Below are 16,753 nucleotides of genomic sequence, written 5' to 3' on the forward strand. Positions count from 1 at the left end.
TGATGGCGCGCAAACAGCTCATCATCGAGGCTCGGATCAACGAGTACACGCCGCGTAGCGAGAACAGGCACATCCCGTTCTCGCCATTGGAGATCGGCGAAGCTGCGGCGCGTGCTTGCCGGGCAGGTGCCAGCATCGTCCATTTCCACGCACGTCACGGCGATGGCTCACCCGACCACCGTGCCGAAACCTATGCAGCGGCTATCCGCGCCATCCGCGAGCGGTGCGATGTCCTGGTCTATCCAACGCTCGGTCAGGTCACTGCGGGCGGGGAGGATGAGGATCGGATCAGGCATATCGAGGCGCTGGCGGGCGATCCCGCCACACGTCCCGATATCGCGCCGATCGATACCGGCAGCACCAACATCGACCGCTTCAAGGACGGCGGGTTTCGCTCCGGCGAGCGGACCTATGTGAACCGCACCGGGACGCTGCGCTTCTTCGCAGAACGGCTGCGCACGCTTGGCGTCAAACCGCAGTTCGTCAGTTGGGCTGTCCCCTTCACGCGTATGTTCGAGGCACTTCGTGAGACTGGCCTCGTCGACGCCCCTGCCTGGTTCGTCTTCGAGTTGACGGGTGGCGGTATTTTGGGCGGCCACCCGGGCACGATCGACGGCCTGGAGGCACATCTACGCTTCCTTCCCGGCGGACCGCTCGAATGGTCCGTCTCGAACAAGATCGGCAACGTGACCGGTCAGGCCGCGCTCGCAATCGAGCGCGACGGCCACGTCTCGGCCGGCCTCGGCGACTATGGTTGGCCGGAACTCGGCTGCCCGGATAATGGCGCCGTTATCCAGTTCATCGCCAACCTGTCACGCGCCATGGGACGCGAGGTGGCTTCAGTCGCGCAAACCCGGGACATGCTTGGTCTGTGATCCGGGCAGCACGAGAAAGACAAGGATCATGATAGAAGACAAGATTGTCGCCGCCCCGCAGGGCGTGGCGCTCGCGCAGATCGCGCTCGGTCTAAGTGGCCTCTTTATCGGAACCGGCGAGTTCGCCGCCATGGGACTTCTGCCCGGCATGGCGCAGTCGGCCGGAGTCTCCATCCCACAGGCAGGCAATTTCATCAGCGCCTATGCGCTCGGCGTCGTTATCGGCGCGCCGGTCCTTGCCATTACGACGTCGCGCATGGAGAAGCGCAATTTGCTCCTGTTGCTCGCCGCGATCGTACTGGTGGGCAATCTCGTCTCCGCGGTCACTCAAGACTATCTCGGCATCGCGGCTGGCCGCTTCGTTGCGGGGCTCCCCCATGGCGCCTATTACGGGACGGCCTCGATCGTCGCCGCAGCCATGGCGCCGCCCTGCCAGCGCGCGCAGGCGATTGGCCGCGTCATGTTGGGGCTGGCCACTGCGAACCTCGTCGGCGTGCCGCTGACGACGTGGCTCGGCCAGAGCTTTGGCTGGCGGTCGGCTTTCGGACTAGTCGCCGTTGGCGGTGCCTTGCTTTTGGTGATGCTGCGCATTCTTATTCCCGTGGTCGAAGCGGACGAGGATGCAAGTCCGCGGCGCGAGCTGTCCGCCTTTCCCCGTCCGCAGATCTGGTTGACGCTCGCGGTTGCGACGATCGGCTTCGGCGGCATGTTCGCTGTCTACAGCTACATTACGCCGACCCTTGTTCAGGAAACCGGCGTGGCCGAGGGCACGGTGCCCCTGTTTCTCGCGCTGTGGGGCCTGGGCATGATCGTCGGCAACATCACCGGCGGGTGGTTCGCGGACCGGGCGCTGATCCCGTCGATTTTCGGCATCATCGTCTGGAACATCGTGTTCCTCGCGCTGTTCTTTCTCGCCGCACCCAACCCGATTCTCGCCGGCGCGTCGCTCTTCATGATCGGCATCGGCTTCGCGCTCGTGCCTGCGCTTCAGGCGCGGCTTATGGACGTTGCAAGCCACGCGCAGTCCTTGGCCGCCGCCATGAACCATTCGGCTTTCAACCTGTCCAACGCGATCGGCTCTTGGACGGGCGGGCTCGCGATCGCAGCCGGCTTTGGCTGGGCGTCGACCGGGCCTCGTCGGTGCCGCGCTGGCGGCGGGCGGGTTGGGGATCATGACATCTCGGTGCTGCTGATGCGCGGTGCTGCCCCTTCTCAGGAGACGAAACATGAAGCCTCACGTCATCTGCCACATGATGAGCCCGCTCGACGGTCAGCTCGTCGTCGATCAGTGGAGCCCGTCGACGGGCCGCTCGTCGGACGATCTGGTTGCCGAATATGACCGGGTGCACGACGAGCTCGAATGTGATGCCTGGATCGCCGGGCGCGCGGTCGGTGAAGAGTTCGCGGATGGCGAGCCCCATCCACCGAGCGATCATGGCGAGGTCGGAAGGCCGGTCCACGTCGGCCGTGCCGGTGCCGATGATTACGCCATCCTGATCGATCAGGATGGCAAGCTCCACTGGACGGCCCCTGAGACCTACGGCGCGCCGATCATCATGGTTCTCGGCCGCGATGTACCGGACGCGCATCTGGCGGAGCTCGCCGCCGACGGCATCTCCTACATCGTCGCCGAAGACGACACGATCGACCTTGCCGCGGTCCTCGAGATCCTCGCCGATCGCTTCGGGATCAGGCGCTTGCTCCTGGAAGGCGGCAGCCACACCAACGGGACGTTTTTCAAGGCCGGGCTCGTCGACGAGATCAGCCTGCTTCTCTTCCCTGCGATCGGCGGGCGTAGTCGGGGTCGGACCTTGTTCGAGGCCGGTCCCGAAGGGCTTGCCGACCATGTTCGCCTCTCGATCAGCGCGAACGAAATGCGGCGCAATGGCATCGTCCACCTCCGCTACTCCGTCTCCTACGTCTGAGACGGCTTCCCGCAGCGTTTTGAGGAGCATCTCATGAAGACATGGTTCATCACCGGCGCGTCGCGCGGCTTTGGTCACGAAGTGGCGTTCGAGGCGCTTCGCCGCGGCGACCGCATCGTCGCAACCGCTCGTTCCCTCGACGCGCTCGACGATGTGGTCGCGATCGACCCCGAACGCGTCGCAGTCGCCCAGCTCGACGTCACCAAGCGGGATGAGATCTCGCGCAGCATCGAGATTGCGCGCGAGCGCTTCGGTAACATCGACATTCTCTTCAACAATGCCGGCATCGGCTATTTCGCCGCGGTAGAGGAGAGTGACGACGCACACGTCCGTCGCCTCATGGAGGTCAACGTCTTCGGCCTCGCGGCGGTGACAAAGGCGTGGCTGCCGCACCTGCGCAAGCAGCGGTCCGGCCTGATCCTCAACACCTCCTCGGTCGGTGGCATCCGTTCCTTTCCCGCCGTCGGCTGGTACAACGCCTCGAAATTCGCGGTAGAAGGCCTTTCCGAAGCGCTGGCGCAGGAGATCGAACTGCTCGGCATCAAGGTTGTGATCGTCGAGCCCGGTCCATTCGCGACCGACTGGGCGGGCAATTCGGCGGCCGAGGTGTCGGGCCCTCACGCAATCGCCGACTATGATCAAACCGCCGGCAAGCAGCGCCGAACCTTCCGCGAGAACGTAGGCCAGGAGCTCGGGGACCCTGCCAAAGCCGCGCGCGCTATCGTCGATGTCGCGCACGACGATCATCCGCCACTGCGTCTGCCGCTCGGCAATTTCGGCTACGACGGCATGCTCGAGAAGTTTGACATGGTCCGCAAGGATGTGGCGGCCCGAGAGGCGGCCAGCCGCAGTGTCGACCGCGACTGAGGAGCCAGTGATGCCCATAGACTTCTCCATTGTCGGCTTTCTCGGGTTCGACGTCTTCGGCACCGTCGTCGACTGGCGTACGGGCGTTGCACGGGCGTCCGAGCCGTTCCTTGCCAGGCACGGCATCGAGGTGGACCCACTCGTCTTCGCTGATGAATGGCGGGCTCTCTACCAGCCCTCTATGCAGAAGGTGCGGGCCGGCGAGCGCCCCTGGGTCAAGCTTGAGGTTCTCAATCGCGAAAACCTCGAAACGGTGCTGAGCCGGCACGATGCGGATTTCGGCCGGATTTCCGATGCGGAGCTCGTTGACCTCAACAAGGCATGGGAGCGGCTGGATCCCTGGCCCGACTCGTTGGAGGGGTTGACCCGCCTCAAGCGCCACTTCGCCCTCGGCCCGTTGTCGAACGGCCATATCGCGGGGATGCTCAACCTGGCGCGGTTCGGTGGCCTCCCATGGGACGTCATCGCCGGGGCCGAGGTCACGAAGAGCTACAAGCCGATGCCGCAGACCTACCTGCGCTCGGCGGACGCGGTTGGTCTGCGTCCAGACCAGGTCGGAATGGTCGCCGCGCACAATGATGATTTGAAGGCTGCTCGCGCTGCAGGGCTCCGCACCGTCTTCGTGCGTCGTCCTCACGAGCACGGCCCCAATCAGACCACCGATCTCGATGCCAAGGAAGGTTGGGACGTGATTGCCGAAAGCCTGACCGAGGCAGCCGACGCGCTCGGCTGCAACTGAACCTCAAAGGAGAAATCGCATGACGAACCCCGACATTCGTCCGCTTGCGCTCGTCACCGGCGCATCCAGCGGCATCGGCTATGAGCTGGCGCGCCTGTTCGCAGCCGACGGCCACGACGTCATCATCACTGCGACCGGCACCAACGGTGACCTGAACCGTACCGCGGATGCTGTCCGCGCGACCGGTGTTGAGGCAATCATCGTCGAAGCCGACCTCACCGACTACGCTGGAGTCGAGAAGCTCGCCGATGCGGTGAAGCAGACCGGTCGCCCCTTGGCCGCCGCGGCGCTCAATGCCGGCGTCGATGTCGGCGGCTATTTCGTCGGCCGGACTGATCTCGCGGCCGAGATCAAGATGATCCAGCTCAACGTGACTTCGCAAGTTCACCTCACCAAGCGCCTGCTGCCCGACATGGTGAAGCGCGGAGAGGGCAAGCTGCTCTATACCGCCTCGATCTCGGGCACGATGCCGACGCCTTATGAGGCAGTATATGGCGGCACCAAGGCGTTCCTGATCTCCTTCGTAGAGTCCGTGAAGGAGGAGAACAAGGACAGCGGCGTCACTTTCACCCTGCTTCTGCCGGGTGAGGTCGATACCCCCTTCTGGCATCGCGCCGGCATGGACACGACCGAGCTAGGCCTCGGTGTGAAGGCCGCGCCGACCAAGGTAGCGCATGAAGGCTATGAAGCGATGAAAGCGGGCAAAGACCGCATCGTCTCGGGCAAGCCCGGCAGCAAGTTCATCGGTCACGTCGTCAACAACATCCTCCCCGACACGCTCAAGGCCGCGGCGCACGCAGGCGGCGCCCAGCCCGACTCGGGCCTAAAGGACTGAGCGCGGCGATGTCGGTGAACACAGTATCCATAGCGGCCCCCGGAGCGGGATCGCCCCAGCCCAATTCATTCTGGACTTGGGCGGGTTGTTACACCGCACCGGCGACTTCGCGGCGATGGGGCTCTGCCGGACTGCGCGCGCTCGGTCGACGTCAGCTTCTCGGAAGCCGGTTATCTCATCAGTGCCTATGGACTGGATTTGGTGGTCGGCTCGCCAGTGCTCGCAGTGGCGGCGGCAAGCGTGTTGTCAGCAAGCGCGTTCGGTACCGCTGTCTCATCGAGATGAGCACGCGGCGCGCCTTACCGCGGTCGTCCGCTGGACCAAAGCCATGAGCACATTGACGAACATGCAATCGGCTTTCTCGCCGCCCGACCTCGCTGCCGACTGGAATTGATCGCGAGCCGCTCTGAGGCGCGGCCCAAGCAAGCTGTCAAACGGAGACATGACTATGAAGTATCTCGAGAATGCCGTTACCGTCATATCAGGCGCTGCGTCGGGCATCGGTGCCGCGTCCAGCCGGCGCCTGGCCGGAGCGGGCGCGCGCATGGTGCTCGGTGACATCGACGAGGGCGGCCTCACGAAGTTGGTGGCCGATATCCAATCCGCGGGTGGCAAGGCCGTCTACAAGGTGACTGATGTTACCCGCGTAGAAGATTTTGAATCGCTCGTCGCGCTAGCGGAGAGCACCTACGGCCCCGTGGACATTCTGGTGAACAACGCCGGCCTGATGCTCTTCTCGTACTGGAACGAGCGCGCGATCGCGGACTGGGATAAGATGATCGATGTCAACCTGCGCGGGTATCTGCACGGCATCGCCGCCGTCCTTCCCACCATGCTCGAGCGCAAGGCGGGTCGCATCCTCAACATCGATTCCGTTGCAGGCCACCGTGCCGGCGAAGCAGGCGGAGTCTATGCCGCGACGAAGTTCTTCATCCAAGGAATGACAGAGAGCCTGCGCAAAGAGGTCGGTGCCTCGCACGGCATCCAGGTTGGAATGGTGAGCCCCGGCGTGATCGATACGGGCTGGCCCCACAAGCTACGCGATGGCAGGGCGAAGGACGTCGCCATCGATCTCTCCAGGCAGGCAATCAAGCCGGAGGCTGTGGCCGAAGCAGTGGTTTTCGCGCTGAACCAGCCGCCAAGCGTCGCGATCAGCGAGGTCATTGTCGCTCCTGTCGATCAGGCCTGGTGAACCCTGCGATTGAAAGGCATTTTGAGCCTTAACCTACTTTCCTCTCCTCTGGCTGAGGTTGATATCCGGCAGGCCTTGAACCGCGGAGATCAGACCGCGGTCATACCGCCATCGACGACTAATTCGGAACCCGTCATGTAGCTCGATCCGTCCGACGCCAAAAACGTGAGCGCCGCCGATACTTCCGAGCACTCTCCGGGTCTTGCCATGAGCGTGCTTCCCAGGATGAGACGCGTCTGCTCCGGATCAGAGAAGTAATTCTCATTGAGGGGCGTCCTGATCGTGCCTGGGTGTACAGAGTTCACTCTGATCCCGTGCTGCCAAAGGTCAACGGCCGCGGCCTTGGTAAGCATGCGAATGGCCCCCTTCGTCGCGCAGTAGCCGGTCATGCCCGGCATGTTCGCCACGATGCCGGACACTGATGACACGTTAATGATCGAACCTCCGCCCGCCCGCTTCATGCTGGGAGCGACCAGCTTGCACCCGAGGAACGCGCCAGTGACGTTCACCTCGTACAGCCTTCGGAAGTCCACGAGGGAAAGCTTTTCAATCGCCTCGCGGATGAATATTCCTGCATTATTGACGAGCACGTTGACATATCCGAAGGAGCGCTCCGCCTGATCAACGACGTTGCTCCACGCCTCCTCGTCAATCACATCGTGTTCGACGAAAATTGCCGTGCCGCCGGACGCTGATATTTCATCAGCAACACGACGACCGCTCTCTGTGTCGACATCGGTTAGGACCACGGCTGCACGTTGCGCCGCAAATTCGCGGGCATGGATCTCGCCCATTCCCTTGCCGGCTCCTGTGACGATAGCAACCTTTCCCACAAGCACTTCAAGTCTCCTCGTTTTGTCCCGTCGCGCTTTCGGCGCGAGTCAAATACCCGTCGTGTTGAGGCACACCGCGTAGATCGACGTGCTAGCCGCCATGAAGAGCCGGTTTTTACGACGCCCCCCAAAGCAAACGTTTGCGCAGGTCTCCGGCAGATGAATCTTTCCGATCAAGGCCCCTTCCGCGGAGTAGCAGCGGACGCCGTCTTCCGCGGGATCCGCCCACCCCATACTGCACCAGACGTTTCCATGAACGTCGACGCGCAGGCCGTCGGTGAAACCGGGAGCGAAGTCGTCGGCGAACACCGCGCCGTTCCTCAAGCGTCCGTCGACCACGTCGAAGACCCGGATATGCGACGGGCCGCCGTCCGTTATTCCGCTGTCGACGACATACAGCTGCGATTCGTCCGGAGATAAAGCCAGGCCATTAGGCCGCACGAAATCGTCCGCGACCACATTGAGCGATCCGGCGGGATCCAGTCGGTAGACCGCCCGGGGAAGCTCGGCTTCCTGCTTGACCCCCTCATAGTCGCTGTCGATGCCGTACCCGGGGTCGGTGAACCACAGCGCGCCATCGGACGCCACAATCACGTCATTTGGCGAGCTGAGCCGTTTTCCTTCGTACCGGTCCGCCAGGACGGTGATGGTCCCGTCCAGCTCTGTGCGAGTAACTCTTCTAAGGTGCTCACAGCTGACAAGGCGTCCATTACGATCGCGGGTATGCCCATTCGCATAATTCGAAGGACTTCGAAATACTCCTAGATGTCCATCCGCCTCAAACCAGCGATAAATACGGTTGTTCGGAATATCGCTGAAGAGAAGACTGCCACTATCCCCGAAGTAGACAGGTCCCTCCACCCATCCAAAGCCTGTTGCGAGACGTTCGATCGGTGCATTTCCGATCTTGTACGTGAACCGTCGATCGAGCGCCTCGACGCCCTCCACGGGGTATCGCAAGCTATTCTCGATTGGGCCTAGGCCAAAACCCACACTTGCCTCCCGCACTCAGGTGTCCCTCGAGCGGCCACCAAACTTGTCGGCGCACACGGCCAACAGAATGATCGCGCCGATCACGACTTGATGCCAGAACGTGTTAACGTTGAGAATATTGAGACCGTTGCGCACGACGGCCATGAGGACCGCCCCAGCAGCAGTTCCCAACAGAGACGCCTTGCCTCCCGCGAGGCTCGTACCCCCCATAACTACCGCTGCGATCACATCCAGTTCATAGCCCTCGCCAGCCTCTGGCATTGCTGCTTCGAGCCGTGAGGTAAGGAGAACGCCTGATAGCGCCGCCAGAAATCCAGTAAGTGCATACACAGCAATCTTGATGAGATCGATTCTTATACCGACCAGCCGCGCCGCTTCTGGATTGCTTCCGATCGACAGCGTGTAACGGCCGAAGCGCGTTTGATAAAGCAGGAAGTAGACCGCTGTAAAAGTCAGAATGGTGACCAACACCGGCATTGGCACGAACCCAACGAATCCCTGGCCGAAGGCCTGGAAGGAAGGATTCGACAAGCCAGTGAGCGGAATGCCCTCCGTGTAGACCATGATCAATCCACGCGTGATGACCATCATCGCCATGGTGACGATGAAGTCAGCTATCTTGACTTTTGCAACCAGAACGCCGTTCACGATGCCGATCAGAGTACCGACAGCCAGGCTCGCGGCGACGCTGACGAACGGATTGAGCCCCCGATTCATCAGGTCCGCAGCAATCAGGCCGGTGAATGCCAACGTCGACCCAACCGAGAGATCAATGCCTCGCATGGCAATGACGAGGGTAGCACCGAAGGCGATAATGGCGACAAAGACCGCCTGCCGCGTGATATCTGTGAGGTTACCTACGCTCAGGAAGCGTGGCGATGCGACTCCAAGTGCCACTATGAGAACGATCAGCGCGATCACGATGCCGCTCGCCCCCCCGGAGAGCCTGAATTTCGATACCGATGTCTTTGCATCCAAGGCCTGAGTCGACATTCTGTTCTCCATTGTTTTTCTCAGGTCCGCTGAATCGAAAGCGAGGCGATGGCTTCTTCGCTTGCGGAAGCCGAGTCCAGTATTCCGACCACCTCGCCTTCAAACATGACCATTATCCGATGACACAACCCCAGCAGCTCGGTGTTGTCAGATGAGACCACGATGATCCCCTTTCCGGTCTGCGCGCTGCTGGCGATTAGCTGGTAAACATCGGCCTTCGCCTTGATGTCGATCCCCCTCGTCGGCTCCTCGAGAAGCAATACGTCAGGCTCGGTGAGCAGCCATCGCGCTAAGAGCACTTTCTGCTGGTTGCCGCCGCTCAGCCGTCCGATCGACTGCTCAGGTCCTTCCGATTTGATACCCATCTTCCGGATGTGGTTGATGCATTGAACACGTTCCGCTCGCCGATCCAGGCGAACACCGCCGAATTTGCTCAAGCTGGAGGCGGTCAAATTCCAGCCGACGCTATGTTCGGCGAAGATGCCCTCCGTCTTGCGCTCAGCCGGAAGAAACGCGATCCCGTTGTTCATCGCGGCCGATATCGAGTCGATCGAGATCGATCGTCCCTTCAGCAGGATTCTGCCAGAGTCCCACACACCATCACCGAACAACGCCCTTAGAAGGCGGCTCTTGCCCGATCCTTCGAGCCCCGCAACGCCTAGAATCTCCCCCTCGTGCAATTCGAAATTGACGTTCTCGAATGCTCCGCGTCGGGATAGACCCTCTACCTTGAGGACAGGATCAGCGCCTGGATCTGTCTTCGTCGGAAATTGCTTTGCCAGCGAGCCGCCGATCATCAAGCCGATCATCTTGTTCACGTCGAGCGTCGATGCCGGCAGGTCGGCGACGCACGCCCCATCGCGCATCACGACGACGCGGTCACAAATTTTCAAGACCTCATCCAGTTTGTGAGACACGTATATGACGGACTTCCCGGCCAGCTTAAGATCGTTAATGATTCTGACGAGGCGTTCTCGTTCGGCTTTCTCAAGCGCCTCGGTCGGCTCGTCCATGATCAGGATCTTTGCGTTTGAGTTCAACGTCCTGGCGATTTCGACGATTTGTCGTTGAGCAAGAGTGAGCGAGCCAACAGGGCAATCGAGATCAATCTCGACGCTAAGCACATCATTCAGGATTCGACGGGCGCAATCCCGCATGGCCTTCTTTCGAAGCGGCACCGTCATGTTCGGAGAATTTCCAATCGACATCTCCCGGCCGATGAAGATGTTTTCAACCGCATCGAGGTCCGGGAACAGACTGAGCTCCTGATAGATAATTCCTATACCTACCCGTTGCGCGTCCGCCGGCTCGCGGATCTCCACCCGCCCCCCATCAACTTCAATCTCGCCCTCGTCACGCACATGGGCCCCAGATAGGATCTTCATCAGGGTCGATTTTCCGGCCCCGTTTTCGCCCACCAATCCCAGCACCTCGCCCTTGGCGAGATTCATCGAAATGCTCGACAGCGCGTTGGTCGCTCCGAAGCGCTTGCCAACGCCTGTGATTTTGAGAGCCAGTTCCGACCGGTTCATTGATGTCGCCCCTTCGTAACAGCAGATGGAGCCACGCTCGAGCGGCGAGCGTGGCTCCTCCTGACCATCTACTTCGTATTCTTGGCGACGTAGATGTAGTCGGCCGGATCAAACGTGCCGATGTTCTTGGCATCGTACGTCTTTGGCGCGACGAAGATCTTCTTGGGGACGCCTTCGCCCTTCATGACGAATCGCTCGACCGCGCGGATGATGTTGCGGCCTTCCTCTTTGGCCCCGGTATCGACGGTGGCTGCGAAATCGCCGACCTTGATCGCGTCGTTGGCTTCCTTCATGTTCTCGTAGCCTACGATCGCAATCTTTCCGTTCAGCTTCCTCGCCTTCAAGGCCTGGAGGCCCCCCAGCGCCATTTCATCGTAGAGCGCAACGAGAATATCCACATCTGGATGCGCGGTGAGCATGTTCTCGGTCACGGTCAGACCTTGCGCGCGCACCCAACCGGCCGGCTGCTTGGCCACAATCTTAAGGTTCGGGTACTTTGAGAGGACTTCATTGAAGCCCTTCATGCGTTGCGCAGTGTGCGGACCGGGCAAGCCCTCAAGGACAGCAATCTTGACCTCTCCCTTGTCCTTATAGTTATCGACAATCCACTGCGCCTGAGCGCGACCACCGTCGCTCTGGTCGTATCCGATATCGCTGACGTAATAAGGGTCGTCCGCGACGGGTGAGTTGAACAGGAACACCGGGATTCCCGCTTCCGTCGCGCGGCGGATCAACGGCTCCAAAGCGCCCTCGTTGTAGAGCGCGACCGCTATCGCGTCGACGCGTTCGTTAATCCAGGCCTCCATCGTGCGGACCTGATCGTCCGTCGCTGATTGGCTCTTCGGCGCTTGCACGAGCAGTTGGATCGTGGAAGGTCCCCCGGCTCTATCGATCTCCTCCTTAACTCCAGCCAGCACACGCTGATAGTACGTATCCATTGCCGTCGGCAGGAAACCGACTTTAAGGGGACGATTGGTCTTCACCTGGGATTTCGCCTCTTTGCCGGTTGGCGGAATCACCTTGTCCATGAGGATTCCTGGAAAAACCGCCCCGTAGTCGGCGGCAAACGCCATACCGGGCATGACGATGGCCACGAGCAACCCCGCCGCCAATGAATTACAGAAAGAACGCTTCATGTTTCCCCTCCAATGCTTGTTTCTGGTGCAACATCTGCTGCCCGCGTGCGCGAGCAACCTCGTCCAGGGCTCCAGTCATTATGGAGCTCTGTTAACGATCAGTCCGCTGAGACGCGCGAGGTCGCGCTAATCTCTGAGATTGCGGAGAATTTCCTTGAGAAGCCGCCAGATAGGCTCGACGGTGGTATGATTGAGACGCTCTCGGGTCGTGTGCACATCGAACGCTTCCGGTCCGATCGAGATCATGTCGATTCCCGGGATCTTCTTGTTGAAAAGACCCAACTCGAGGCTTGAGTGAGATACTTCAACGTGAGGTTTGGCCTTGAACGTATCTTCGAACGCGCGGGTGGCGACCGCCAAAAGCTTTGAGTCCTTGTTGTAGGGCCACTCCGGGCAATCGGCGAAGGTGGTAACCCTGGTCCCACGCCCCATCAGCTCGGCCAGCCGCTCGATACGTTTGAGGATGGCGTAGCGCCGCGAGCTGATCGCGCTCGGAATGGTCGAGAGGATCTCGACTTCCTCGTCGCTTGTCGACAACAGGGCAATGGTGTTCGAACTCTCCACCAGATTCGCGATTGTGAGGCTCATGCTTTGGACGCCGTTGGGCGTCAGCGTGATCGCCTGGACAACCGAATTGGCGGTAACATCCGAAAGGACGCGCTCCACGAGACCGTCGCTCGGCTCCAAACCGACCTCGAGCTTCGGGTCGCTGACGAAGAACTCCTTCTTGATATCTGCGGCGACGTTCCGGACGATCTCGCTCGCACGATCCACATCTGCCTGATGCATAAGCAGGAGTGCTTCGGCGTCTCCCGGAATAACGTACCGATTGACGCCCCCCCTGACCGACGCCAGCCGGACCGGCAGTTCGTCGAGGAGCGCACCGACGACCCGAGCGAGAAGGACGATCGCGTTGGCGCGCTCGAGGTGAATGTCGAACTCCGAGTGGCCGCTGCTCAGTCCCTTCACGAACAGGCGCATCGCCGTCAAGCCGGCCGGCGCTTTCTGCCATTCGACCGGAATCCGGAAGCGCGCCGAGATGTCGCCCGCGCAGCCGGCGAAGAGACTCTTGGGATCGTGCCAGTTGAAATCGATCAACCGCCGGCCCGTCAGACGGGACGCATCGAAGTGTTGAGCGCCTCCCTTTCCGACCTCTTCCTGGACTGTCAGTACGACCTCGAGTGGCGGATGGGGAATGTCCTTGGCGTCGAGCACGGATAGCGCCAACGCCACACCCACCGTGTTATCGGCGCCGAGCGTCGTACCGGTGCCATGGATGAAGTCGCCGTCGATCCGCAGCTTGATGCCCTGCTTCTCGAAATCGTGCTCCACACCTTCATCGCTCTCGCACACGATGTCGGTATGACCGTGGAAGATGAGCGGCGACGCGTTCTCGTATCCGCTCGTTCCCGGCTTCTTGACTAGGATATTGTGGATGTCGTCCTGGTAGCACTCGAGCCCGCGGTCCCGCGCGAACTTTGCGATGTAGTCGCTCACCTGCTTCTCGTTATAGGACCCGCGGGGAATGCGGCTGATCTCTTCGAAGTAGCGAAAGAAGACTTCGGGTTTGAGGTCCGCAAGGACTCCACTCTTATCGGCTCCCACCGAGTGAGCGTCGGGACGTCGATCGTTTACGGTTGTTGTTGCGGTCTGGTGCGCAGACATGAATTCCTCCCAGTGCCGGCGCCGTCGTGCATTGCGGCCGCCCTCATTCTTCCGACGATAAGAAATAGGATCAGCAGATCAAACGAATTGCGCGCTTCATTGAGTGAATTGTCCTCATCCAAATGCCAGTTTCGAGCGGCGAACAAACTTCGATCGAGGGGAGTTACGTTCTACAATCTCCCACGCGCCGACCGTCACCGTCTTTACCGGCGCTAGCATCAGAGAAACGGGTGCTAAACGGTCGGGGCAAAATAGCGTCGGCACCTGCAAAGAAAGCCGGTGTCGAATAAGACTGCCGAGAGATTTTTTAAATGCCGATCTCGCTCGCTACGCCTGGCTTGTCGATAAACATGCGAGAGGTTCGTGGTGGCTTCGACAGCAAACACGCGAACCGCAGGACTCTGATTGGCCTCCTGGAATCTGTTTCCACGCCAAGCAGAATGCCAAATGCCTGAGCGGCCGCCGACAGGCGCATCCGCTATGAGCACGAAAGTCTTCAGTGAGGGGAACACTAAAGCTCCCTAGCTTACGAGGATAGGCCTATGGCCGCGAGCACCAGGATCCTCTGAAAGGGCTACCTGCCGCGCAGGTTTGGACCTACGCTTCCCGTACCGAGCGAACCTGTCAAAGGTGCCCGTCTGCTCATTTGGAGGCTCCGTATGGGCAGACCCAGGGCGACTCGTTCAAGGTCGACAAGCAGACTCGCGTCCGCGCGTCGTGGTACGTAGCCGTCAAAGCCAGGACTTGACGCTGCTAACGATCGCATCCGTCGAAATTCCGTATCGATCGTGAAGCGTAGGCAAGGCGCCAGCCGCTAGGAATTCGTCCGGCAGGCCGATCATGTGGAATGCAGGATGCACACGCTCCCTCATCAGAACAGCGGCGACTGCTTCGCCTAGCCCACCAATGATCGTATGGTTCTCCGCGACGACGACGACTCGCCCCGGCTTTCTACAAGCGGCCACAATGGTCTCGACATCAAGCGGCTTGATGGTCGGCACGTGGAGCACTGACGCGCCAACACGATCTGCTTCAAGTTTTTTTGCTGCTTCTAACGCCCGCATCGTAAGTAGGCCGGAAGAGATGATGAGAACGTCATCCCCGCTTCGCAAGTGCTTCGCTCTTCCAAGTTCGAACTTGTAGCCGTATTCGTCAAGCACGAGCGGCACCTGCCCTCGCAGCAGACGCATATAGACGGGGCCAGGATGCGCCGCCATGGCAGGCACCGCCTGCTCAATTTCCAGAGCATCGCATGGATCGATAACCGTCATGTTCGGCATCGCGCGGAACAGTGCCAGGTCTTCAGCCGCCTGATGACTTGGGCCGTATCCGGATGTGAGCCCTGGCAGCGCGCATGCGATCTTCACGTTCCGATCTTCTTCGGCAATCGTCTGGTGAATGAAATCATAGGCGCGCCGAGAAGCGAACACGGCGTAAGTCGTCACAAACGGCATAAAGCCCTCTGCGGCAAGTCCGGACGCGCCCCCAAACAACAGCTGCTCAGCCATACCCATCTGATAGTAACGGTCCGGAAACTCCTTCGCGAACACATGGAGATCGGTGTATTTGCCGAGGTCAGCCGTCATCCCAACGACTTCGGGACGCCGTCGCGCGAGTTCGATCAAGGCATGGCCGAACGGCGCGGCCCTTGTTGGTTGTCCCTCTGCGGCAATCGAAGCGATCATTGCCGATGTCGTAAGGCGCTGCTTCGACGTAGTGGTGCTTGATGTCACCTTCATGGCTGACTCCCATCCTGCAGCGCTGCGAGTGCCAACTTCCACTCGTTCGCATCGACGCGCATGAAATGATTCCGCTCACGCGCCTCAAGAAACGGCACGCCTTTTCCCATGACCGTGTCGGCGATAATCATTCGCGGCACGGCTCCCTCGTGCGTCTTTGCCGCATCGAATGCCGCAACGACGGCATTGAGATCATTACCGTCCACCCGCTGAACGAACCAGCCGAATGATCGCACTTTGTCGACCAGGGGCTCGAAGCCCATCATTTGGCCGGAAGGGCCATCCGCCTGCTGGTTATTGACGTCGACCACGGCAATGAGATTGTCCAACTTGTAGTGAGCGGCGGACATCATCGCCTCCCACTTCGATCCTTCATCGAGCTCGCCGTCAGAGAACAACGTGTAGACGAAGCGGTCGGATCCTTTTCGCTTCAATCCAAGGCATCGGCCGACCGCGATGGTAAGACCGAGCCCCAGCGAACCGCCCGACATTTCCATCCCCGGCGTGTAGCTTGCCATACCGGACATCGGCAGACGGCTATCATCGAAGCCGTAGGTCTCCAGCTCTGCCTCCGGAACGATGCCCGCCTCGATCAGCGCGGCGTACAGTGCAATTGCATAGTGACCATTGGAGAGAAGGAAGCGGTCGCGCCCTTCCCACTCTGGATCTTCCGGCCGATACCGCATGGCATGGAAGTAAGCCACCGCCAATACGTCAGCGATATCCAGGGCTTGGGCGATGTAGCCCTGCCCCTGCACTTCGCCCATTCGGAGCGCATGGCATCTGATGCGGCGAGCTCGTTCGTGCAGTGAGACGTTGTGGCCTTGAACCGTCATGTCGCCTGATCCTAGTTGTTGCGGAACGCGCGAAACCCGCGCTCCTGTCGAACAGCGAACGAGACGAGGCATACGGCGATCTTCCGTTGCGCACTCGATCTGGGCGCTTCTCCGATTCGCGCGGCTCTTCGGTCCGCGATCGCCAAAGCAATATAAGTCTGGGCAATTACAGCAAAAGAATTAGATCGTCATTTAGGTGATTCTGGTTCATGTATGGCGGCGACGCCGTTGCAAGTTTCGCCCGAAGATCGGCGCGAACCATCCGCACGCCCCGCTTAACATGCGTCAAGCGGGTGACATTATTCTCCGTCTCTGGAGGACTGTTTGTAAGAACGCTGCGTCTCCCGACAACACTTTGGAGATGTGACATGCTGAGAAGATCGTTTTTGCTTGCCGTGAGCGCGCTCGCTCGCGCTATCGACCCCACTCCGCCCAATCCAGAACCGCCGCTCAAATCAGAACCATGCCAGATGCCGCTGGATGATCGGGAGCGACATCTAAAACCAAGGTGAGTTTTGCGTCTTCCATGCCCGAGTTCTCACCGCGCAATCTCGCACTCGCTGCAACCAGACACACAGTTGTTACCTCGCGCG

15 protein-coding genes are annotated in these 16,753 nt (G+C 60.4%); 7 read left to right on the plus strand and 8 right to left on the minus strand.

Features of this window, described 5'->3' with window-relative positions:
* The first annotated feature begins 2 nt into the window (after positions 1 to 2).
* The 7 genes from BLV07_RS05455 to BLV07_RS05485 all read left to right on the plus strand — a co-directional run bounded on the left by BLV07_RS05455 (position 3) and on the right by BLV07_RS05485 (position 6,433).
* Positions 3 to 875: a beta-keto acid cleavage family enzyme gene (locus BLV07_RS05455; protein WP_244550970.1), complete on the plus strand. Its 873-nt coding sequence runs from the start codon at positions 3 to 5 to the stop codon at positions 873 to 875.
* 28 nt (positions 876 to 903) lie between these two features.
* Positions 904 to 2,214: an MFS transporter gene (locus tag BLV07_RS05460; RefSeq protein ID WP_091880901.1), complete on the plus strand. Its 1,311-nt coding sequence runs from the start codon at positions 904 to 906 to the stop codon at positions 2,212 to 2,214.
* A complete protein-coding gene (locus BLV07_RS05465; RefSeq protein ID WP_091880903.1) occupies positions 2,102 to 2,800 on the plus strand; it encodes a dihydrofolate reductase family protein in 699 nt (232 codons plus the stop codon). Before BLV07_RS05460 ends, BLV07_RS05465 begins: the two co-directional genes overlap by 113 nt.
* A 33-nt stretch (positions 2,801 to 2,833) precedes the next feature.
* The gene (locus BLV07_RS05470; RefSeq protein ID WP_091880906.1) at positions 2,834 to 3,667 is read left to right on the plus strand and encodes an oxidoreductase; all 834 of its coding nucleotides are present in this window, start codon (positions 2,834 to 2,836) and stop codon (positions 3,665 to 3,667) included.
* A gap of 10 nt (positions 3,668 to 3,677) precedes the next feature.
* Complete coding sequence (locus BLV07_RS05475; RefSeq protein WP_091881194.1) at positions 3,678 to 4,406, plus strand: haloacid dehalogenase type II; 729 nt, start codon at positions 3,678 to 3,680, stop codon at positions 4,404 to 4,406.
* A gap of 19 nt (positions 4,407 to 4,425) precedes the next feature.
* The gene (locus BLV07_RS05480; protein ID WP_091880908.1) at positions 4,426 to 5,241 is read left to right on the plus strand and encodes an SDR family NAD(P)-dependent oxidoreductase; all 816 of its coding nucleotides are present in this window, start codon (positions 4,426 to 4,428) and stop codon (positions 5,239 to 5,241) included.
* 448 nt (positions 5,242 to 5,689) lie between these two features.
* Positions 5,690 to 6,433, plus strand: coding sequence for an SDR family oxidoreductase (locus BLV07_RS05485; RefSeq protein ID WP_091880910.1), 744 nt, complete (start codon positions 5,690 to 5,692; stop codon positions 6,431 to 6,433).
* Positions 6,434 to 6,522: 89 nt separating this feature from the next.
* Here BLV07_RS05485 and BLV07_RS05490 read toward each other — a convergent pair whose 3' ends face one another.
* The 8 genes from BLV07_RS05490 to BLV07_RS05525 all read right to left on the minus strand — a co-directional run bounded on the left by BLV07_RS05490 (position 6,523) and on the right by BLV07_RS05525 (position 16,160).
* A complete protein-coding gene (locus BLV07_RS05490; RefSeq protein WP_210187788.1) occupies positions 6,523 to 7,272 on the minus strand; it encodes an SDR family NAD(P)-dependent oxidoreductase in 750 nt (249 codons plus the stop codon).
* A gap of 42 nt (positions 7,273 to 7,314) precedes the next feature.
* Positions 7,315 to 8,214, minus strand: coding sequence for an SMP-30/gluconolactonase/LRE family protein (locus BLV07_RS05495; RefSeq protein ID WP_091881197.1), 900 nt, complete (start codon positions 8,212 to 8,214; stop codon positions 7,315 to 7,317).
* A 60-nt stretch (positions 8,215 to 8,274) separates the two neighbouring features.
* Complete coding sequence (locus tag BLV07_RS05500; protein ID WP_091881199.1) at positions 8,275 to 9,252, minus strand: ABC transporter permease; 978 nt, start codon at positions 9,250 to 9,252, stop codon at positions 8,275 to 8,277.
* 20 nt (positions 9,253 to 9,272) lie between these two features.
* Positions 9,273 to 10,784 carry a sugar ABC transporter ATP-binding protein gene (locus tag BLV07_RS05505; RefSeq protein ID WP_091880916.1) on the minus strand — a complete coding sequence of 504 codons (1,512 nt, stop codon included), beginning with the start codon at positions 10,782 to 10,784 and terminating at the stop codon, positions 9,273 to 9,275.
* Positions 10,785 to 10,852: 68 nt separating this feature from the next.
* Complete coding sequence (locus BLV07_RS05510) at positions 10,853 to 11,920, minus strand: sugar ABC transporter substrate-binding protein (RefSeq protein ID WP_091880919.1); 1,068 nt, start codon at positions 11,918 to 11,920, stop codon at positions 10,853 to 10,855.
* Between the two features lie 126 nt (positions 11,921 to 12,046).
* Complete coding sequence (locus BLV07_RS05515) at positions 12,047 to 13,585, minus strand: aminoacyl-histidine dipeptidase (protein ID WP_091880922.1); 1,539 nt, start codon at positions 13,583 to 13,585, stop codon at positions 12,047 to 12,049.
* 731 nt (positions 13,586 to 14,316) lie between these two features.
* Positions 14,317 to 15,324: a transketolase family protein gene (locus tag BLV07_RS05520; RefSeq protein WP_091880925.1), complete on the minus strand. Its 1,008-nt coding sequence runs from the start codon at positions 15,322 to 15,324 to the stop codon at positions 14,317 to 14,319.
* Positions 15,321 to 16,160, minus strand: coding sequence for a transketolase (locus tag BLV07_RS05525; RefSeq protein WP_091880927.1), 840 nt, complete (start codon positions 16,158 to 16,160; stop codon positions 15,321 to 15,323). Before BLV07_RS05525 ends, BLV07_RS05520 begins: the two co-directional genes overlap by 4 nt.
* Positions 16,161 to 16,753: the final 593 nt, after the last annotated feature.

The organism is Bradyrhizobium sp. Rc2d (genome assembly GCF_900099855.1).
In the GTDB taxonomy this organism is placed as follows: domain Bacteria; phylum Pseudomonadota; class Alphaproteobacteria; order Rhizobiales; family Xanthobacteraceae; genus Bradyrhizobium.